The 20,125-nt window shown below is 29.4% G+C and carries 22 protein-coding genes; 17 read left to right on the top strand and 5 right to left on the bottom strand.

Features of this window, described 5'->3' with window-relative positions:
* Positions 1–167 precede the first annotated feature (167 nt).
* The 7 genes from J2Z76_RS05230 (at position 168) to J2Z76_RS05200 (ending at position 5,032) form a co-directional block, all read left to right on the top strand.
* Positions 168–764: a cation:dicarboxylate symporter family transporter gene (locus tag J2Z76_RS05230; RefSeq protein WP_209510942.1), complete on the top strand. Its 597-nt coding sequence runs from the start codon at positions 168–170 to the stop codon at positions 762–764.
* Between the two features lie 187 nt (positions 765–951).
* Positions 952–1,563, top strand: coding sequence for a TetR/AcrR family transcriptional regulator (locus tag J2Z76_RS05225; protein WP_209510941.1), 612 nt, complete (start codon positions 952–954; stop codon positions 1,561–1,563).
* A 529-nt stretch (positions 1,564–2,092) separates the two neighbouring features.
* Positions 2,093–2,860: an NADPH-dependent oxidoreductase gene (locus tag J2Z76_RS05220; RefSeq protein ID WP_209510940.1), complete on the top strand. Its 768-nt coding sequence runs from the start codon at positions 2,093–2,095 to the stop codon at positions 2,858–2,860.
* Positions 2,861–2,903: 43 nt separating this feature from the next.
* Positions 2,904–3,152, top strand: coding sequence for a cation:dicarboxylate symporter family transporter (locus J2Z76_RS05215; protein ID WP_342455013.1), 249 nt, complete (start codon positions 2,904–2,906; stop codon positions 3,150–3,152).
* A 186-nt stretch (positions 3,153–3,338) separates the two neighbouring features.
* A complete protein-coding gene (locus J2Z76_RS05210) occupies positions 3,339–3,518 on the top strand; it encodes a PEP/pyruvate-binding domain-containing protein (RefSeq protein WP_209510939.1) in 180 nt (59 codons plus the stop codon).
* 16 nt (positions 3,519–3,534) lie between these two features.
* Positions 3,535–3,894, top strand: coding sequence for a hypothetical protein (locus J2Z76_RS05205; protein ID WP_209510938.1), 360 nt, complete (start codon positions 3,535–3,537; stop codon positions 3,892–3,894).
* 292 nt (positions 3,895–4,186) lie between these two features.
* On the top strand, positions 4,187–5,032 hold the full coding sequence (locus tag J2Z76_RS05200) for a nitroreductase family protein (RefSeq protein WP_209510937.1): 846 nt from the start codon (positions 4,187–4,189) through the stop codon (positions 5,030–5,032).
* Between the two features lie 168 nt (positions 5,033–5,200).
* On the opposite strand, the gene J2Z76_RS05195 is transcribed toward J2Z76_RS05200, so the two are convergent.
* Genes J2Z76_RS05195 through J2Z76_RS17050 form a run of 3 tightly spaced genes read right to left on the bottom strand, consistent with a single transcriptional unit; the run spans position 5,201 to position 5,924 of the window.
* The gene (locus J2Z76_RS05195) at positions 5,201–5,665 is read right to left on the bottom strand and encodes an MATE family efflux transporter (RefSeq protein ID WP_209510936.1); all 465 of its coding nucleotides are present in this window, start codon (positions 5,663–5,665) and stop codon (positions 5,201–5,203) included.
* Complete coding sequence (locus J2Z76_RS05190) at positions 5,628–5,822, bottom strand: MATE family efflux transporter (RefSeq protein WP_209510935.1); 195 nt, start codon at positions 5,820–5,822, stop codon at positions 5,628–5,630. The genes J2Z76_RS05195 and J2Z76_RS05190 overlap by 38 nt, the downstream gene beginning before the upstream one ends.
* Positions 5,823–5,837: 15 nt before the next feature.
* Complete coding sequence (locus tag J2Z76_RS17050) at positions 5,838–5,924, bottom strand: DUF2627 family protein (protein WP_425347557.1); 87 nt, start codon at positions 5,922–5,924, stop codon at positions 5,838–5,840.
* Between the two features lie 271 nt (positions 5,925–6,195).
* Here J2Z76_RS17050 and J2Z76_RS05180 point away from each other — a divergent pair, with 271 nt between their 5' ends.
* From J2Z76_RS05180 to J2Z76_RS05170, 3 genes are all read left to right on the top strand, one after another.
* Complete coding sequence (locus tag J2Z76_RS05180) at positions 6,196–7,356, top strand: MFS transporter (RefSeq protein WP_209510934.1); 1,161 nt, start codon at positions 6,196–6,198, stop codon at positions 7,354–7,356.
* Positions 7,357–7,840: 484 nt separating this feature from the next.
* Positions 7,841–9,499, top strand: coding sequence for an S-layer homology domain-containing protein (locus J2Z76_RS05175; RefSeq protein ID WP_209510933.1), 1,659 nt, complete (start codon positions 7,841–7,843; stop codon positions 9,497–9,499).
* 177 nt (positions 9,500–9,676) lie between these two features.
* Positions 9,677–10,675 carry a hypothetical protein gene (locus J2Z76_RS05170; RefSeq protein WP_209510932.1) on the top strand — a complete coding sequence of 333 codons (999 nt, stop codon included), beginning with the start codon at positions 9,677–9,679 and terminating at the stop codon, positions 10,673–10,675.
* Between the two features lie 127 nt (positions 10,676–10,802).
* On the opposite strand, the gene J2Z76_RS05165 is transcribed toward J2Z76_RS05170, so the two are convergent.
* Complete coding sequence (locus J2Z76_RS05165) at positions 10,803–11,594, bottom strand: hypothetical protein (RefSeq protein WP_209510931.1); 792 nt, start codon at positions 11,592–11,594, stop codon at positions 10,803–10,805.
* Positions 11,595–13,967 carry a DUF3160 domain-containing protein gene (locus tag J2Z76_RS05160; protein WP_209510930.1) on the bottom strand — a complete coding sequence of 791 codons (2,373 nt, stop codon included), beginning with the start codon at positions 13,965–13,967 and terminating at the stop codon, positions 11,595–11,597.
* Between the two features lie 424 nt (positions 13,968–14,391).
* Between J2Z76_RS05160 and J2Z76_RS05155 the strand changes: the two genes are divergently transcribed.
* The 7 genes from J2Z76_RS05155 to J2Z76_RS05125 all read left to right on the top strand — a co-directional run bounded on the left by J2Z76_RS05155 (position 14,392) and on the right by J2Z76_RS05125 (position 20,088).
* A complete protein-coding gene (locus J2Z76_RS05155; RefSeq protein WP_209510929.1) occupies positions 14,392–15,111 on the top strand; it encodes an NAD-dependent protein deacylase in 720 nt (239 codons plus the stop codon).
* 46 nt (positions 15,112–15,157) lie between these two features.
* Positions 15,158–15,838, top strand: a complete 681-nt coding sequence (gene sfsA, locus J2Z76_RS05150; protein WP_209510928.1) for a DNA/RNA nuclease SfsA — start codon at positions 15,158–15,160, stop codon at positions 15,836–15,838.
* Positions 15,839–15,957: 119 nt separating this feature from the next.
* Positions 15,958–16,461: a flavodoxin family protein gene (locus tag J2Z76_RS05145; protein WP_209510927.1), complete on the top strand. Its 504-nt coding sequence runs from the start codon at positions 15,958–15,960 to the stop codon at positions 16,459–16,461.
* Positions 16,458–17,093: an NAD(P)H-dependent oxidoreductase gene (locus J2Z76_RS05140; RefSeq protein WP_209510926.1), complete on the top strand. Its 636-nt coding sequence runs from the start codon at positions 16,458–16,460 to the stop codon at positions 17,091–17,093. The genes J2Z76_RS05145 and J2Z76_RS05140 overlap by 4 nt, the downstream gene beginning before the upstream one ends.
* 239 nt (positions 17,094–17,332) lie before the next feature.
* Positions 17,333–18,571, top strand: coding sequence for a DNA polymerase Y family protein (locus J2Z76_RS05135; RefSeq protein WP_209510925.1), 1,239 nt, complete (start codon positions 17,333–17,335; stop codon positions 18,569–18,571).
* Between the two features lie 14 nt (positions 18,572–18,585).
* Complete coding sequence (locus tag J2Z76_RS05130) at positions 18,586–18,825, top strand: hypothetical protein (RefSeq protein ID WP_209510924.1); 240 nt, start codon at positions 18,586–18,588, stop codon at positions 18,823–18,825.
* Between the two features lie 105 nt (positions 18,826–18,930).
* A complete protein-coding gene (locus J2Z76_RS05125) occupies positions 18,931–20,088 on the top strand; it encodes an MFS transporter (RefSeq protein WP_209510923.1) in 1,158 nt (385 codons plus the stop codon).
* The last annotated feature ends 37 nt before the right edge of the window (positions 20,089–20,125 follow it).

Raw genomic sequence — 20,125 nt, 5'->3', positions numbered from 1 at the left:
ATTAAACATATTTTTTTAATAAGTTAAACGATCGCTGAGTTAAATCTCTTCCTCTGAGTGTAATCAGAGGCAGGGATTTTTTGTTTTTTATTAAATAAAAAAGGTGGTGAAAGCAAGGATTGAAAATGGTAACAAAATAAATAATATAAAAAATTAAGGAGAATAGTATGAATACAAATATATTAGTAGTAATAAATATTATCATCTTGTTAGCTGTAATATTCGGATTAGTATTACTAAAGAAAAAGAGGGTATCTTTTACAATTAGAGTTATTTTAGCATTGACAATAGGAATTATCTTTGGAACTATACTTCAATTAAAGTATGGAGCTTCATCAGATGTTGTAAAGCAGTCCAATTCATGGTTTTCAGTTATAGGAACTGGTTATGTAAGACTTTTAAGCATGATTGTAATTCCATTGATTTTTATTTCGATTACATCTGCTATAATAAATCAGGATTCTAAAAAATTAGGTAAAATGGCAGCTACATTTTTAATTAAGTTAATTTTAGTAACAACTTTATCTTCATTTGGAATAGCTGGTGTAGGAGGTGGAGCTACATTTGCTTCTTTAATAGTTTTACCTGCTATGGGTTTGCCGGTAGGATTAGTAGGATTGTTAATTGCAATAGAACCATTGATAGACATGGCAAGAACTTTAGTTAATGTTAGTGATTCTATGATTACAGGACTAATTTCAAGTAAGCTTATGGGTGAATTAAATTTAGATGTTTATAATAGCAAAATAAAAATAGAAGGTTAAAATTCACATAAAAAATTCCGTGGAATGAAAATTCTACGGAATTTTTTATGTTTTATTATTAGAAGTCATCATATTATGATATTTGGTTATGATGAAAGTAACTAGAAATAAATTTTGATTTTATTGACAGGCAAGTCAGCATATGATATACTAACTGCAAAGTCAGTAAATTATAGGAGAAGAGAATATGCCTAAGAAACTATATGATAAAGAAGAAATATTAGACACATGCTTATCTGTGTTTGCAGAGCATGGTTATGATAAAACCTCAACAGCAATGTTAGCAGAGGCTTCTGGAATTTCCAGAGCATTAATTTTTCATCACTTTAAGAGTAAAAAAGATTTATATATATCCTTACTGGATAGGTGTTTTGAGAAAGGTAGCATGGTAATGGGTTTTGAAAGTGTATCTGAAGATGAAGATTTTTTTGAGGTTAAAGATAGGATAAGCACTATAAAGTTTAAATATTACAAAGAAAATCCTGATCTTTATAAAGTTATTATAGAGGCATTTTACAATACTCCAGATGAGTTGAAGTCAGAAATTGAAACGAAGTATGGAAGTTTAATCGAAGAGAGAGACAAGGTTCAAGAACGGTTGTTTGCAAATGTGCCTCTAAGAGAAAATGTAGATCGAAAAGAGGCGTATAAACTTATTAAACTAACACTAGATTATTTCGAAAATAAGTATGTATCCGAATTAGTAGATAATAGGGAATTAAATGAATGCATTCTTGAAAACATAATTAAAGAAAGAAGTAGTTTTATTAATATGATTCGATTTGGAATTCAAAAATAAAGGAGGATTTGTAATGGAAAATATGATTAAAAGATTTAAAGAACTAACTCCTGAGTTACAGTCATATGCAGGAGGAAAAGGCAGTATTTTAGCAAAGATGTATCAGTCAGGATAGTAACGTTGCCTTTTTAGTGCCAATATTATCTATAAGCAGTATTTTTGTTGAAGGCAAACTAAATAATAAAAACTTGCTGAATAAGAGAAATAAAGTAAAAATGAAGGGCTTGGAAATATGAAAATGATGGTAACTGGAGGATTTGATTCTTTTTGGAGAACAATAAATTTACTCAACACTTATAGGAAGTAGAACAACTTGCAGATAAAATAGCTATTCGTATATGTATTTGGAGGTGTGGAATTATTGGGCTAGTTACGCTTGCTTTGACTTGGATTGCTGTAACTGCTGTAGAACTTATTGCCGTGGGGTGGTGGTATTGATGTCTCATGGTGAGATAATTACTATAAGTGTTTTATTTCAATATTTTAGGGTATCATATACTTATAAATATTTTAATTGGAGGGATTTTATATGAGTCAAATAAATGAAATGATTCAAAGACAGTTGCAGCATCGTACAATACGTGAGTTTAAAGACACGAGTATACCAAGGGAAATCCTTGAAGCATTAATGGAGGTTGCAAGACGCACAGCTACATCAAATGGAACACAACAATTTTCTATTATTAGAGTAACTGATTCTTCAATTAAGAAAGAAATTGCAGAAGTATGTAATCAAGAATATGTGGGAAGAGCACCAGAACTTTTGATTTTTATAGCAGATCAATTCAGAAACAATAAAATTATAAAGGAAAAAGGCGCAGAAACTGAGAATGCATCTGATATGGATAGATTTTTTCAAGGATTTACAGATGCGTGCTTAGCTGCTCAAAATGTTGTCAATGCTTCAGAATCTATGGATTTAGGTGTTGTATTTTTAGGGAGTATATTAAATGACTCGGCAAAAATTTGTAAGATTTTAAAGCTTCCTAAATTAACATTTCCTGTTGTCGGGCTAGGTATCGGCTATTCAAATCAAAATCCTCAGCTTAAACCTAGGTTTGATAATAGACTCAGAATTTTTGAAAACAGCTACACAATTTTTGATAATTATTTAGAAGAAATGAAGGAATATGATGAAGAAATGACATCGTATTTTGATTTAAGAAATGCAAATAGAAGGATAGACTGCTTTAGTGATCAGGTAGTATCTAAAATATCTAATTCTTTACCTAATAGACAGGATATATTAAAAGTAATCCAAGAGCAAGGTTTTAAAACAGAAAGATGTTCATCATGATATATTTGTTAGTAAACATAATGTCATAGGAGATAGCTATAACATGAAGTTCTTAAAGGATATCTACATAAGATTTTTATCGAATTTTAATTATCCCTATATTTCAAAGGAACTTTTAAAGGATTTACCGGTAAGATTAGTAGGATTGTTAATTGCAATAGAACCATTGATAGACATGGCAAGAACTTTAGTTAATGTTAGTGATTCTATGATTACAGGACTAATTTCAAGTAAGCTTATGGGTGAATTAAATTTAGATGTTTATAATAGCAAAATAAAAATAGAAGGTTAAAATTCAAAATAAGATTCCGTAGAATGAAAATTCTACGGAACTTTTTATGTTATATTATTAGGAGTCATCATATTATGATATTTGGGTATGATGAAAGCAACTAAAAATAAATTTTAATTTTATTGACAGGCAAGTCAGTATATGACATACTAACCGCACAGTCAGTAAAATACAGGAGGACTTGTAATGGAAAATATGATTAAAAGATTTAAAGAACTAACTCCTGAGTTACAGGCATATGCAGGAGGAAAAGGCAGTATGTTAGCAAAAATGTATCAGTCAGGATATCCAGTTCCAGATGGTTTTGTCATCTTACCTTCTGCCTTTGAAAATGAAAAGTTAAATAATAAAGCTTCAGAATACTAAAGCTTGGTGGGGCTTATTGGTAGGAGGTAGTAAAGCTGGTCTTACTTTGACACCTATCAATAAGAAACTTACTGAAATGGTAGGAAGTGAAGATGCAAGTACATTGCTATCAAATCTTAGGGAAGATTCTGATTTACAGAGCCTTGGACCAGTTGTAGGAATTTTGAAGGTTATTAAGGGCAAAATGAGTAGAGAGGAATATTTGAAACAGTATGGTCACCGTCGCCCCCATGAATTCGAATTATCAATACCTGATCCAGGGGAAGATGAAAGTTGGTTAGATAAGCAGATAGAAGAGTATAAAAAGTCTGATACAAATGTTGAAGAACTTTTAAAGAAACAGCACAGGTGCACTGATATATGGAGTGATTCTTAATAAATTAGAGGTGCACTGGACAGTTATGGGAATGACAATATTAATGGTATCAATTTCAGTTATATTTTTGATTTCGTTATTAAGAATTCATGAAAGTTAACTTAAAATTGGAAGTTTTAAAACGTCATACTAGCTACCTAGTCAGCAAATTATAGGAGGATAGAATATGCCTAAAAACTTTATGATTTGAACGCTTTATATTATTAAATCATGTAAAATGTTCAATACTGATAACAACAATAAATGTATTGACCAATGTTTAATTATTAATATTATCAGGAGGATTTAAAATATGATTATCTCATTTCCAATTAAAAGTAATATTGATTCACGAAGATCAGCACGTAGTTATAAAATGATTTCTGTTGAAAAGGTTGTTATGGAATCCATACAGGACTTTGTAAAGTCATTATCAGTTCCTTTTGATCACAATGTCGAGATTAAGTTCTTTAATGCTAACGCTACAAAAACTCTTTATACAAACATGTTATCTCCACCAGATAACATTGCTTTTGTGGCAGAAACTGATATCATCTCAATCTCAAAGGTAGGTTTTATTGGGGAATTGTTAATACTTTTTGCACAAAGTAAAGGTCTTTCAACCTGTTGGTATGGGCACTATAAGTTATCAGAACTGGAAAGTTTAATGCCCCATTTACAATCTACGGATCAGTTAAAAGAGTCAAACATGGGTTATGGATATTCAAAAGGTGTAACCACCGGTAGACGGGTAATATGTATTACGCCTCTAGGATATTATGAAGATGGAGGACTTCGTCTTGTGGACAGAATTACTAAAAAGACTTCAAGTTTCAAGCGTAAAGATATTAAAGATTTGCTTGAGAATCCAAATGATTATGATAAGCTTTCAGATGACGTTTTATATGCGCTTGATTTAGGACGAAAAGCACCATCTGCTGCAAATTCTCAAATGTGGAAATTTGCTTTTGAAAATAGTTTCAAAACAATTACTGTTGCTATGACAGTGGGATATAAACACTTCAAATGGGAACATCCAAACGTAGATATAGGTATTTGTGCATGTCATGTCTGGCTTGGATTAATTGACAAAGGATACAATCCTAGTGTGACAGTTAGCGAAGATTCTGGGAGAGCTATTTGGAAAATTTCAATATAAATAAAATTTGTATTTAGAAAAACTCAATAAATCGTAGTATAAATTTAGAGCAATTAGTTATAGTGACGGACCTCTTCTGAAGTAATAGAGGGAAGAGCGAGGTTTAAAAGAATCTAATATAAGCATATAAAGTAAAAAAGAGACTTAATATGATAAAAAGTTTAGCATTTATATTCTCCTGAATTTCTCTAAATTTTTAATTCCATGATAAAAGAAAACTGCAGTTAATATGAATGACAAGAAATCTGCAAATGGCGCTGCATAAACTAAGCCTTCAATTCCCCAAATTTTCGAGAATATTATAATAGAAGGTATAAGTAGGATAACTTGTCTTGTAAGGGTTAAAAACATTGCAGTTTTTGACCTTCCAACTGCTTGGAAGAAATTAGCTCCAATAATTTGAAAACCAACAACTGGTAAACATAAGAACCATGCAAATATTGCAGAACTGCCGAATTTAAGAAGCTCAGGCTCTCTATTGAACATTGATATTATTTGCAATGGAAATAATCTAGTAATAATAAATCCAATTGATATGGTTATAGTAGCAGCTTTGACTGCTAATTTGGCTGCGCTTTTAACTCTGTCATATTTTTCAGCTCCAAAGTTGAAGCTGATGGATTGGCTGAACACCTTGGTTTAGTCCAATTATAGGCATAATTATCATCGTTTGAATGCTGTTTATTACGCCCATACCTGATACGGCAATATCTCCACCATATTGTTGCAAGTTCTTGTTTAAAATTAAATTTAATAAACTGCTGGCAATTTGCAATGAAAAACCTGGCAATCCTAAAGAAATATTTTAAAAACAACAGTAAAATCTGGTTTCAAATACTTTAGATTGAATTTTATTCTGCTTTTTTTTCCTGTGAAGTATGAAACCACCCAAATAAATGAAAATAATTGAGATAAAATTGTTGCAATTGCAGCACCTGCCATTCCCATTTTAAAATTCTACTATAATGCTTTTTATATAACAATAGTAATATTAAAAAAATCCGAGAGAATAATGCTAAATGTAGAATTTAATTAATTATTCTGAAATAGATTATGCGGTTTTGTTGGGTCATCATAAAAAAATAAAATTATAAAAATAGTATTTACAAATGACGCCTGTATGGTATAATGTGGTAGTTTAGTAAATCTTAAGGAGGTGCACATTGACTTTTGAAAAAAATGTTTTAGCAAAGATATCGTTACCAATATTATTGATATCTTTACCATTAACATCAATGAGTGTTCTATTGCCAGTATTTACGACTAGACTTGGATTGACTCCAATACAAGTAACTGGACTTTTTTCAGTGTTTTCTTTAGGTCTTTTAATATTTCGATTAATTGTAGGATACGTTTCTGATAAGGTAGGCAGAAAACCTATATTTATTTTAGGAATACTATTTTACGTGGTTTCTTATTTTGTTTTCTATAAAGCTACAACTTTACCTTTAATATATTTAGCGAGGGGATTACAATCAATAGCAGCTGTTTTTATTAGTATTTCAACTTTCAGTATGATTTCTGATTTGAACGGTAAAAATAATGCATATAATTTTGGAAAACTAGGCAGCTATTCTGAAAAAGGTGGTTTATTCGGTATAGCATTATGCTTTGCTTTCTTATACAATAATAAACTAGTGGTTGGGTGGGCTAATTTGTTTTTTACTTGTTCGGTAGCTGCAGTAATCGCTTTAGTTTATTCTTTGTTCAACATAATGGAAACCAAATCAATCAATAATAACAATAAAGATAATATTGTAAAATTTTTGTTACCTTCTAATAAGATGAAAATAGCATTATTTAATCTTGTTGCAAGTATATTCACTAGTGTAGTTTCATCAATTTTTGTCTTGTATTTACAAGCAAGATTTGATTCTGATTTGCTAGAAATAGCTTTAGCGTTTATTCTACCAACAATGATAATCGCCTTCTCATCTCCGCGTATTGGAACAATAAGTGATAATATTGGCGCTAAAAATGCAACTACGATTTCACTTTTATTGTTGTTTATTACTTTGTTAGTTATTCCATATTTAGAAAATATTTATTTGTACGGAGTAATATGGACGATATACTGTATTGCATTAACTATGCTTAACGTTACTATAAGCAGTATTTTTGTTGAAGGTATAGTTGAAGAAACAAAGGGATCTGCTATAGGCCAATTATCAACAGCTACAAATATAGGAAATACCATTGGACCGATAGTAGGAGGATTAGCTTTTCAGAATATCGGGTTAAAAGCCCCATATTTAATAAGCTCCTTAGGATTTGTTATTTTATTCTCGCTTAGTTTAAAAAATTTAAAACACCCTACTCCATAGGGTGTTTTCGGTAAAAATGATGAAGCAATTATAGAACTATTGTAAAAAAGAAACATAGATTTGGTTAAGGGGTATATGACGAGTTAAGTGTAGAATAAGTTAACGTTAATCACTAAGTCAAAGGAGTAGATATTGAAGTAGAGCAGGGAGACATCTTTGCATTACAACAGGTAGGAAGTAATTGATAAATGAACCGAGCTCTAAAGTGTGTTTAGCACTTTAGAGCTCGGTTGTTGTTATATGGTTTGGCACCAATATATACGTAATGATATTATTACACTAAATATACAATCAGTCAAGTAGCAAATTTTGTAAAGGAATATGTTAGTTAAATGTACTTTATTAACTCAAGCGGTACCTGGTACCGCTTGAGTAAAAAACAAAACCTCATTAAGCGGTAATATAAGGCAAAATAGAAAAATATATATAAAGTATACATTTTATGATATAATATGATAAATTATACCAAGGAGGAAGATATTTAATGAGAAAGATTTTAAGTTTAATCATTGTAATTGCAATTATGACAAGTAGCGTGGCTTTTGCGGGTGGTTGGTTTACTGGTGCTAGTGATTGGGCAGAAGAGGAGCTTTTAAATTCTGTAAAAAATGAAATACTAAGTTATGACGATTTTAATTTACCAGGAGTTGTGTTCAATAATAATATAAGCAGAGAGTCTTTTGCGATGCTTATTGTTAGATTATATAAAGCTATGACAGGTATCACACCTGAAGAAGCTCCAATCGATACATTTTCAGATACTGTAAATAGTGATGTTCTTGTGGCTAATAAGCTTGGCATTATTAAGGGAAAAGGTAATGGTATATTTGCACCAAACGATAAAATAACAAGACAAGAAATGGCTATAATGATAAAGAGAACACTTGATAGTATTGGTACCGATTATTATGCTGGTGATGGTGTTTTATCGTTTAATGATAAGGATATTGTAGCTTCTTGGGCTGTTCAGGGAGTTGACTTTGCATACGATAATGGTTTTATGAAAGGTGATGGTGTTAACTTTGGGCCACAAAGTAATACAACAATAGAGCAAGCGGTTATTATAGTGAATAGAGTTTTTGAAAAGTATCATGAGGTTCTAAAGAAAGAAAATGATTATTCTAAGGGTTACAAATTAAATATTCAAGGAAACAATCTTTACGTAACTTATGATAATACATCTAATAAGGAACTTATAGTAGAAGGTGTTAAAAAAGCAGATTATTTTGAAAATGAAAGCAGTAAAATATACTATATAGGTACTAATGGTCTTATATATAGATATAGTTTAGAAGGTAAATACCCTACATATATAAAGGATACAAAGAATGCTAAAGATTTCGTTTTAGTTGGAAATGGAACCTATTCAGGGTATATGATTTATGAGAGTGAATTACAAGGTACTACATACAAAGTTGTTAAGCTTAATGATGACTATAATGCAACATACATTGGAGACGTGGGATCAATGTATGATCCTAATTATGAAATATGTGAATTGTATGAACAGATGGAAAGTGATAAATATAAATTTACTATAGATGTAACAGATGCAGTTAATTTTGATGGATTGTCTCATTGGAGTGAAGATCATATGAAATTCTATAGTTATGCTTCTCATTATGATTATATTGACAATAAAGAAGGTTTTTTGAGAATGTATCCTTCTGATTATGATAAAGATAATTATTGCGCGCCTATGGGAATTATCGGGAACGATACATCTGTATTAGGTTATAATGGATATGGGGGAATATATAAGACAGAAGTTACTTTTAATGATAATGAAGACGGCAACGCAGGTATTGTATTTAATGTTAAATATTCAGCAGATGGAGTTGATGATTTTGCAGGATACTATGCAGGAATTAGTCCTGGTGGTAACACTGTAATTCTTCGTAAAGCATCTTATGGTAAATGGAATAAACTTGCTACCGAAGAACTAGGCTATGATATTTCAAAAGGTGATAAAATTATATTGTATGTTCAGAAAAATGGTTCAGAAATAAGTGTATTTGTAAATGGAAAAAACTATATATCAGTTACAGATAAAACATATAGTGATGTAGGCACATTTGGTATAAGAACTTGGAAATGTGATGCGACATATAGCAACTATACTGTAAATCCACTACCGTATTAAGTATCATATTAAAGATCGCTTTTATGAAAATTAGTTTCAAATGGGTCTAGAACATGGCAACTGTAAATATAGAATAGTAAAGTAAATCTATGACCTGTTATTACGAGAGTGGTATTCTAAAAGAAATATATGTTTTACTTGTTAAAGTAAGAAAATAATCATACATGGAGGGAATTAATGAAAAAAATAATTAGCGTACTTGTATTATTAACGTTAGTACTTACAGCATGTTCTGGAAATGAAACTTCGAAAACAGAAAAAGAATTAAAATCAGAAATAAAAGCTGAGATGGAGGCAGAAACAAATTTAAAAGAAGAACAAATTGAAGAAATAAAAGAAGAAATATCCCCAGAAGAAGAGACTGTTGAATTCACAGATGACGAGATTATTACCACATATGCCTATCCAAATATTGATGAAGTAGACGTATCTTCTTTAAAAGAGGTCGTATGTGATGCCTTAGAGGTTACTAGTGGTAATGGAACAAGTTATGAATATAAAATGGCTTTTTTTGGAGAAGTAAATAATGTAAAGATTAATTATAGTAGTTATGCTTACGAGAGTTTTGGATTAGAGATTGAGAGTTATGATCATTTAAAAGACACTTTATTGATTATCAAAACCAATGAGTTAGTTGATTATGCAGGATTTTTTGTGAGTTTTCAAGATGGAAGAGGAACAGATAATAGATTTTTCTTTGGTGATGAGATGGTAGCGACCAATGAAAAAAAAGAGTTAGTATCAGGGTTTACAGCCCTAGAAAAAACTCCTTCACCTTATTCGCCATATGGTATATCCGATATAACAATGTATATGGGGATGACAATAGATGAATTTGAAACTAGTAACATTATGCAGCATGCAGAAAAGCAAATAGGTGATGGCATGGATTATATGTTTTATCAATATACTTTGAACAATTATGTTAAAGGTGTTCAGATACAATTTGAAGCGTCAGAAGAAGATAATATTATAGATATATGTTATATACGTAAAGAGCAAGAAACTTATGAAAATTTATCAGATGAAGAAAAATATAATTTCCAAGGCATTGATTTTGATATGTCGGTAGCTAGGGCAAAATATAACTTAGATAATCAAGACTCATCCATAGAAATAAGTATTTGGGGAGAGACTCCAGACAGTTTGGTATCTGAACTATTACTTTCTAAGTAGATTTATGAAATAGAAATGGGGACGTTTTTCTAGCACAAAAATATCATGGTAATGTTTGCATAAAAAGTTTTATTATGTTTGGTATAATAAAACTTTTTAAAATAAGAAATGGTTCCTAATATAATTGTTATCTTCTAGTTGGAACCATTTCTATAATATTATATTTATTTGAATTGTTAAAAGTTAAAACTATCTTATAAACATTATCTTTTCTTATTGTGTTTATACATTTCACATTTTTATAAATATCACTTTTAGTTATATTTATAAAACCAAATCCTGTAAAATTATATAAACTAATTCTATATTCGCTGTTTCTATTTTTTTCTAAAACTGCCGCTAAATCATGTCCATAATTAAAATAATCTCCAAAAGTTATATCAACTAAATCCCAATCTGTAAAAAAAGAACCCTGCCATTTTTTGTAAAGTTTCTCTCCATCCCAAGAGTAAAAGAAAGGTCTATTTCTTACATCTTTATAGAATACAGTATCTTTATTTACTCCAATAAAAATATCTGTATCATTATCATTATCTAAATTACAAGCATCTACTTTCCAAGGAGTTATATTAGAAAAATCTTGTCTGTAGATCTCAGTAACTACAATAGTTTGATTAATTAAATTTGTATCATATATAACTAAATATTCACCATAAATACTTTTTTTATTTTGTTTTGTAATTACAAGAATTTCATCATTTTTATCTTCATCTATATCATAAAATTTAAAGTCAATTATTTTTTCTTGAAGCAGTTTTTTATATTTAAAATAATGATTATTTAAATAAAGAGTATTATTCTTAAATACAATTTTATAGATATTATTATCTATTTTAATATCATAATTTTTTGGCTGATTGCATAAAAACACTATGCAGCCAGCCAAAAAAATACTAATAACTATCAAATTTTTTTTCATTTAATTTGCCCAATCTATTTCCAGATCTTCATTAATGGTAACTTTATTTTCTTGCTCAGAAATAAATGATTTTGTCCATTCTGGTTTTGATGGAACATGAGGTGATGGCTCAGTTATTTCTACAGATTCAAAATATTCAACATCATCTCCTACAGTTTTATTTCCATTTTCATCGTATAAATCTTGGGTTACAAATTCATTTTTTGTTTCATCCTGATAGTGAATTACTTTTTTAATACCAATTAAATTATACCATTCTTCATCAGTCATTCTTTTATCTGATAAAAATTCATAATAATTAAATAATGAACCTTTAGCTAAATATGTTTTTCCGTTTGTGTTACATACAACATAAATTTCACAAGGGAGTCCATTCCCTAATTCTAAATAATTACCTGATGGTACAAACTCATTTGGCGCAACAGTTGAAACATCAGCAATAAGAGCAGAAGTATAATTGTCATCATCTTTTATACCAGCGTCCATAAGCATATAATTTAAACTTTGCATGATATAATCTATTCGTCCACCATATTGGTAAAGTTTTATATTTTCCTCTTCTGTTATAGCATGATTTGTAAGCTCTTTAACAGAAACATTCATTAAAGTTTCTTGCATTTCTATTATTGAATCAAGTATTTCTGTTGATCTTTCATCTAACATATTTCTAATACTTAAGTTTTCTTTTGTATTTTTTGCAAGCCATGTAAGTTTTGCATAAACTTCAACATTAGGTTCAACATAATTGTATGGAATAGTCATTTCGCCTCCACCACCCATTTCAGCGCCGGATTGTTTTTTATACAAAATACTATCATGTTTTAGTTCAGCATAGCTACCAAGTGCTGTATGTATATTTTTGTCAGTCCACTTTTGATTTCTCATAAATTGAGGCATTCCATCCACATCTTCAAAAGAAACAGAGGATGATTTTAAGCTCCATAACCAACCATTATATAAATCAGATTTCCATTCATCATCAGTTATAGATTTTTCCTTATCACGCATTATTTCTAAATTCTCTGTGTAATTTGGCCAATTTATTTTTGGTGCATAATAAATATCAAGTATTTCTTCAGCTCTTTTATTATCAAAAGCAGAAATAACATCGAGGCCTGATGGCACAGGGCGAAGTTGAGGTTCAATTAAATTTTGCATTGTTTCAGCATCAAATGAATATCTTTGCCCCATAAATCTAAATTGTTTACCAACTGGCGTTGTAACCATTGAATATTTAGCTTGTATTTTTGGTTCGGGCAACAATAATGCTTGTTCTAATAGTTTATCATTGTAGGAAGTATCTTTAAAAATATTAATATTAGGATTAGTACCATATACTTTTTTAATTAAATCCCTATATTCAAAGATTCCTAAGTCATCAGATAATCCAGTATATAAAGCTGTAGTTGAGTAAATATTTTCATAGTTTTTAAAAGTTTCTTCGTCACTAAGTGCTAGGGAAGTAATAATCATAGATTTAACCATATTATCCATATCCAAAGTTGGCTCAGTTTCTTCATCCATAAATACAGGGAAACCACATTGACCATACCACATCATAGTTTTAAAATATCTAATGAGATTATCATTTCCTGCATAATGTCCCCTTACAACAAATTGAGAATAATCAAGGTCTTTATTTAATATAGGAGATTCTTTAAATTCAGATGCATCATTAATAAGTACTATTTCTTTATCAACCATCGATGATATCTCAGATGGTATATTATGTTCGTCTATATTTATTTCCATTAACCTACAAGCAGTCATAAAATATGCAGATACAAACTTTAACTCTTCTTTTAAATTTTCATATTGAGGATCATTGTAATATTCAATACTCTTTTTAAGCATACTTTGTGATAATTTATCTAATTTTTCATACATAGAACTTAATTCAATATATTTTAAACTATTATCATAAAATATATGATATAAATGCAATGCCGAATCAACAGTTATAAACATAGGTGATTTTTTATACATAGGAAACTCGTAGATATGGTGCATTTGAAGATCAGAGTAGCTTGGTTTTAAAACAACAAATCCATCTTCATAAATAGAATTTTTTTGTTCTTCTGTAAAACCAGTGTATTGACCTGCATTGAATAAATTTAACAAATCTTTATTAATATCATAATTATTAACTTGAGGCGTAAATTCAGGCAATACATAGGGGATGTTGACATCATAAGATGACATTTCACTTTTCCATACAGGTGATGTTTCTTTATTATCCAATCCTTCATCATTATCAGTAACAGGAATTTCATCTTCTTGTTTTACTTGAGTATTAGCACATGATGTCAGTATAATTATTTGACATAAAAGTACTATGATAATGAAAAAACTTTTAAATTTTTTATTGTTCATTTTTACCTCCAAATACTTTAGTTTCTTTCGAAAACACAATTCATTATACCATATTATTACAAAATGGAAACGTGAAATTATAATTTTAAGTTTGAAAAAACTTTTCCTATAATGTATCAGGTTTTAAATGTTTAAGGGGAAAAGATAACTTTCACTTTGCAATATTAACTCACGCAATTTTTTTCTACATTATAGTTAGTTTAAATTACTATTAGAAATATTTAAACTTTTGAATTTAATAAATTTGTGTTAGAATATTATATATAATAATATGATGAAAGATGGTTGCTACTATTAGAAAATTTATTATAGTCGTCAATTTGGTGAGAACATAAAACTTGTGTAAATATTAATGGTAACAAATCTAATCTCATAAAAAGATTTAATGTCATATGCATTCATCATACATTGAAAGGAGTATCTTATGCAAAAGTATAATGAGTTACAAGACCTAATTTTAGAAAGTAACAATATAGTATTTTTTGGTGGGGCAGGAGTATCTACAGAGAGTGGTATTCCTGATTTTCGTAGTGTTGATGGGTTATATAATCAAAAATATAGTTATCCACCAGAACAAATACTTTCACATAGCTTCTTTATAAGTAATACCGAATATTTTTATGATTTTTATAAAAACAAGATGTTATTTTTAGAAGTTTCACCGAACAAAGCACATATAAAGCTTGCAGAACTTGAAAGGGTTGGAAAGCTAAAAGCAGTAATTACTCAAAATATAGATGGACTTCATCAAAAAGCAGGCAGCAAAAACGTATTGGAACTTCATGGTTCTGTACATCGAAATTATTGTATGAAGTGTGGGAAGTTTTATGATGTAGATAAAGTTATAGAAAGTAAAGGGATTCCTAGATGTACTTGTAATGGTATAATTAAACCAGATGTAGTTCTTTATGAAGAGGGTCTCGATAATGAAACTATTGATAAAGCAGTAAATTACATTTCTAATGCTGATGTATTAATTATTGGGGGTACTTCTTTAGCTGTATATCCTGCGGCTGGATTAATTAGATATTATAAAGGGAATAAATTGATTTTAATAAATAAGTCATCTACATCTATGGATAGTATGGCTAATTTGGTTATTAATGATAGTATAGGTAAAGTTTTTGAAGGAATAAAATTATAGAAGTAAGTTTATAAACATAAAATAAGAAAGATTAAAGAGATAAAATATGATATATAACAATATAAAAAAAGCAAAGTTTATTAATAGACCTAATAGGTTTATAGCCAACATTGAAATAGACGGTAAAAATGAAATATGCCATGTGAAAAATACAGGACGTTGCAAGGAACTTCTAACTGACAATGCAACTGTATTTGTGGAGGAATTTGATAGCTCTACTCGTAAAACAAAGTATGATTTAATATCAGTATACAAGGGTGAACGATTAATAAATATGGATAGTCAAGTGCCTAACAAGGTATTTCACGAGTGGGTTAAAAATTCTGGGCTATTTGAAAATATAACGATGATAAAACCAGAATATAAATATGGGAATTCACGATTTGATTTTTATATAGAAACTATAGATAAGAAAATATTTGTTGAAGTGAAGGGTGTTACATTGGAGGAAAATGATGTTGCAATGTTTCCTGATGCCCCAACATTAAGAGGTCTAAAACATATAAATGAACTAATTAATTCTGTTGAGGATGGATTCGAAGCTTATGTTGTGTTTATAGTTCAGATGAAAAATATAAAATATTTCACCCCAAACAATAAAACACATATGGAGTTTGGTGAAGCATTAGTATTAGCTAAAAGTAAGGGTGTAAATATATTAGCTCTTGATTGCGAAGTTACTAAAAATAGCATAGAAGCTAGAAATTTTGTAGATGTTAGATTATAAAAATATTTAGTATTAATCTTGAAGTAAAAAAGTTACAAAAAATAAGTAATAATTTTTTTGATTTAGATAGTAATTTATTAACTAATAACAAATAATCTAATTAATAGGGGGCATTAAAAGTGAAATTATTGATTCATGATTTAGGAGAAAACGATTTTTGTAGTATTTTTCCAAAGTTAGACGACAGTATAAGAGTTATTTCAGATGATGGTACAATACATAATTGTATAGGTTGTTTTGGATGTTGGATAAAAACGCCAGCTTCATGTGTAATACATGATAAATATTCTGATATGGGCGAATTATTATCTAAGTGTGACACATTAATTATTATTAGTAAATGTTACTACGGAGGATTTAGCCCATTTGTAAAGAATGTACTTGACAGAAGTATTTCGTATTCTCATCCGTATTTTGTAATAAGAAATGGCGAGATGCATCATAGGCGCAGATATGAAAATCATTTTGATTTACAAGTAACTTTCTATGGGGGAAATATTACGGAAAATGAAAAACAAACTGCAAAAAAATTGATAGAGGCAAATTCTATTAATTTAGATTGCAATGATTGTAGTGTTTCTTTTGTTGAAAGTTTAGCAGAAATGGGAGGGATAACTATATGAAAATAGCATTAATAAACGGTAGTCCCAAAGTGAAAAATAGCGCATCAGAAAATATTTTAAATACATTAAAAAAACTTTTTACTGAAAGTAATGTTATTTCAGAATATAATTTTAGAACACCAAAGTTGGATACTAAAGAGATAGAGGAAATATCGAAATGTAATGTAATAGTATTTGCGTTTCCTTTATATATTGATGAAATTCCAGCACATTTAAAAAGTTGTCTTTATCAAATGGAAACATACTTCAAAACGAATCTTAATCATGACATTAAGGTCTACGTTTTAGTGAACTGCGGATTTTATGAAGGAAAACAGGGTTTGATAGCACTTGAAATGATGGAAAATTGGTGTAAAAAAGCAGAAATTAGCTGGGGACAGGGTATAGGTATTGGTGGAGGTGGAATGTTGTCAGGGATGGCAAGTGTGCCGGACGGACAAGGTCCAAAAAAAAACGTTTGGAATGCTTTGAATATTCTTTCGAAAAATGTTTCAAATTGCATTAGCTCAGAAAATATTTTTGTTTCACCTAATCTTCCTAGATTTTTATATAAAATTGGAGGAGATGCAGGTTGGCGTCAACAGATAAAATCAAATGGATTAAGAAGTAAGGATTTATTCATTAAGAAGTAAGTAAGGTATTGTCAAATCCAACTTTAGAATAATTAATTTAAAAGGATAGTATTTAAAAATAAAAAATATATTTAAACAAAAGATGATATGTTACGTATCATTTTTTGTTTTTGCTATTTTAGTAGGTAAATAAATTATACAAATAAACCAAAAATTAATTATAAAATATTACTTTAACTTTTAAAAAAATATGATATAATTAATTAAAATCGAACATATGTTTTAACAGGAGCGATATTATGTCAAATATTATAATGCATGTAGATGTAAATTCAGCATTTTTATCATGGACAGCTGCATATGAGCAACAAATGGGATTGGAAAGAGATATAAGAGAAGTTGCATCTGTAATAGGCGGGAATGAAGAAAATAGACATGGGATTGTTTTAGCTAAATCAATGAAGGCAAAAAAATATGGAATAAAAACAGGTAATTCACTAATGGAAGCACGACTTATGTGTCCAAATCTTCTTGTAGTTCCTCCAAATTATCAAGTTTATGTACGTGCAAGCAAATCTTTATATGAATTACTAAATACATTTTCACCTGATATTGAGGTGTTTAGCATAGATGAATGCTTTATTCGCTTCATGGATTTAAACAAAGAAAAAGCTATTGAATTGGCATATTCAATTAAGGAACAGATAAAACAAGTTTTCGGTTACACTGTAAACATTGGAATATCTACAAATAAATTACTTGCAAAAATGGCAGGAGATTTTGAAAAACCTGATAAATGCCATACCTGCTTTCCAGAGGAAATAAAAGAAAAAATGTGGATATTGCCAGTAGAAAATTTATTTATGGTTGGACGTCGCACACAGCCTAAATTAAATAAGCTTGGAATATATACAATTGGAGATTTGGCAAATGCAGATTTCAATCTGATTTCAACATTATTAAAGTCACATGGACGGCTTATATATGCATATGCTAATGGACATGATGCGTCAACTTTCAAGCCTCCAACTCCAATAAAAAGCGTAGGAAACAGCTCAACTTTAAAATTTAATGTTGAAGATATAGAAACAGCTCACGTAATAATTTTAAGCCTTGTTGAGATGACAGCATGGCGCCTTAGAGAAGCCAAAATGATGTGTAGTGTAGTAAGTATAAGTATAAAGGATTCAAGTTTTGGATATATATCACGTCAGAAAAAGCTTCAATATTTCACTGACTGTACTCAGGATATCTATAAAAATATATGTAGTTTATTTGATAAAGTTTGGGATAAAAATCCCATTCGTCAGCTAGGTGTTTCAGTATCTGATTTGGATGAAGCCAAATTTCAACAATTGAGCATATTTAAAGATCGCAATAGTTTGAACAATGAAAAATTGGATAAGGTAATAGATAAAATAAGAGAAAAATATGGTGATGCAGCTATAATTCGTGGTGTGTTTGCTAACTCTGATTTAGAACCGCTCCTTGGTGGATATCCAGATGATGAATATCCTGGAATGTCAAGTATTCTATAAAGAAGGTGAAGTTTATGAAAATTCTTAATCAACCGATTAAGGTAATGGCTATTTTTTATCCAGATGGAAAAATACAGCCAGTTAAATTTAGATTAGATGAAAAAGCTGTAATAGTAGAAAAAATAATAAAGTCATACGAAGAAAAGATTGTAGGTAATAAAAGAGTTGTTTTTGTCTGCATTCACAATGGAAAAGATATATATGAATTAAAATATGAAATAGATTCTAAAACATGGTTCCTATTTAAAAAGTAAGTAAAAGTCATAAATTAAGTATAACAAAAAAACTTCAACATAAGAATGTGTTTATGTAGTATAATAATCACTATGAATATTAAGCATAATAATATCGGAGGATAAATGAAAAAATATTATACTATAACAGTTTTATTTTTGTTACAAATGCTTGCATATTTTGAAATGGCAGGTCTAATTTCAGCAAGTGGGCACATCATAGAAACATTTGGCGTTGAAAGTAATAAGGTCATGTATTTAAGTATAGGTGCGTATATAGTTGGGTTCTTTGCACCCTTCATTGGAAATTTCGCAGACAAATATGGGAAAAAACTTACTTTATTAATAAGTACTGCATTATTTATTATAGGAAGCTTCAGCATAGTTGTTTCAAATAATTTTATATTGTTTATTATATCTAGAATATCAATTGGATTTTTAGTTAGTAATGGAAATGCCATTATTTTAAGCTATATAGGAGATATTATTTCGTATGAAAATAGAGGTAAATTTTTTGGAATTATAAGAATATCAATTGGTATTGGTATTATGTTAACACCTATATATACGTCAAGAATTATATTGAATTATGGAACTGAAATGTTATATAAGTTATATATGGTTTATGCAGCAATATTATTTATTGCATTACTTTTTATCCCAGAGGTAAAGTCTCACGATAATGCTGAAAAAATCAAAGTATCAGATATATTTGATATACTAAAAGATGAAGTTGCAAGAAATTTTGTAATATTGCAGTGCTTATTAGCTTTTTCTGCAATAGCCATATTTGGGTATTTGGGCATACATATATTAAATGTATTAGGTGGTACCATAATACAAGTTGGATATGTTTTTACAATTGGAGGGTTGGGAACCGTTTTAGCTTCTTTTGCAAGCACTATTTTACTAGATAAATTAAATAGAATTAAATATACTAAATTTGTTTTTATAGCTACAGCAGTAGTTGTGTTGCCATTGTCATTTGTAAAAATCTCAATACTATATATATTTATGTTTTTATTTTCACTAAATTTTGATAGTTCTTGGCCTGCTTTTCAACTACTTTCTTCGGAAATAGTACCGCATAGAAAGTCAACATATATGTCAATATTAGGAGGATCAATGGCAATTACAAATATTTTTGCTGCTTTTATTGGGCAATATATGTATAGCTTTGGTGGATTGAGAGTAATGAGTATTACAGTGAGCATGTTATTTATAATTGCTATAGTTATTTTTAGTATAACAGTAAAAAAATATGAAAACAGATTTAGTCAATAAAATTTGTAATTTTGCTAGCAAGACACACTAATGACTT

It is taken from the genome of Sedimentibacter acidaminivorans (genome assembly GCF_017873955.1).
In the GTDB taxonomy this organism is placed as follows: domain Bacteria; phylum Bacillota; class Clostridia; order Tissierellales; family Sedimentibacteraceae; genus Sedimentibacter; species Sedimentibacter acidaminivorans.
Note: the sequence above shows the minus strand (reverse complement) of the source record. Positions and strands in the feature narration are given on the sequence as shown.

Bases quoted from the DNA above. Each gene is read 5' to 3' on its own strand.
- J2Z76_RS05210 (WP_209510939.1), top strand. From the start codon at position 3,339: ATGGAAAATATGATTAAAAGATTTAAAGAACTAACTCCTGAGTTACAG.
- J2Z76_RS05135 (WP_209510925.1), top strand. From the start codon at position 17,333: ATGTCAAATATTATAATGCATGTAGATGTAAATTCAGCATTTTTATCA.
- J2Z76_RS05125 (WP_209510923.1), top strand. From the start codon at position 18,931: ATGAAAAAATATTATACTATAACAGTTTTATTTTTGTTACAAATGCTT.
- J2Z76_RS05140 (WP_209510926.1), top strand. From the start codon at position 16,458: ATGAAAATAGCATTAATAAACGGTAGTCCCAAAGTGAAAAATAGCGCA.
- J2Z76_RS05200 (WP_209510937.1), top strand. From the start codon at position 4,187: ATGATTATCTCATTTCCAATTAAAAGTAATATTGATTCACGAAGATCA.
- sfsA (WP_209510928.1), top strand. From the start codon at position 15,158: ATGATATATAACAATATAAAAAAAGCAAAGTTTATTAATAGACCTAAT.
- J2Z76_RS05160 (WP_209510930.1), bottom strand. From the start codon at position 13,967: ATGAACAATAAAAAATTTAAAAGTTTTTTCATTATCATAGTACTTTTA.
- J2Z76_RS05155 (WP_209510929.1), top strand. From the start codon at position 14,392: ATGCAAAAGTATAATGAGTTACAAGACCTAATTTTAGAAAGTAACAAT.
- J2Z76_RS05170 (WP_209510932.1), top strand. From the start codon at position 9,677: ATGAAAAAAATAATTAGCGTACTTGTATTATTAACGTTAGTACTTACA.
- J2Z76_RS05165 (WP_209510931.1), bottom strand. From the start codon at position 11,594: ATGAAAAAAAATTTGATAGTTATTAGTATTTTTTTGGCTGGCTGCATA.
- J2Z76_RS05175 (WP_209510933.1), top strand. From the start codon at position 7,841: ATGAGAAAGATTTTAAGTTTAATCATTGTAATTGCAATTATGACAAGT.
- J2Z76_RS05225 (WP_209510941.1), top strand. From the start codon at position 952: ATGCCTAAGAAACTATATGATAAAGAAGAAATATTAGACACATGCTTA.
- J2Z76_RS05230 (WP_209510942.1), top strand. From the start codon at position 168: ATGAATACAAATATATTAGTAGTAATAAATATTATCATCTTGTTAGCT.
- J2Z76_RS05215 (WP_342455013.1), top strand. From the start codon at position 2,904: ATGAAGTTCTTAAAGGATATCTACATAAGATTTTTATCGAATTTTAAT.
- J2Z76_RS05220 (WP_209510940.1), top strand. From the start codon at position 2,093: ATGAGTCAAATAAATGAAATGATTCAAAGACAGTTGCAGCATCGTACA.
- J2Z76_RS05130 (WP_209510924.1), top strand. From the start codon at position 18,586: ATGAAAATTCTTAATCAACCGATTAAGGTAATGGCTATTTTTTATCCA.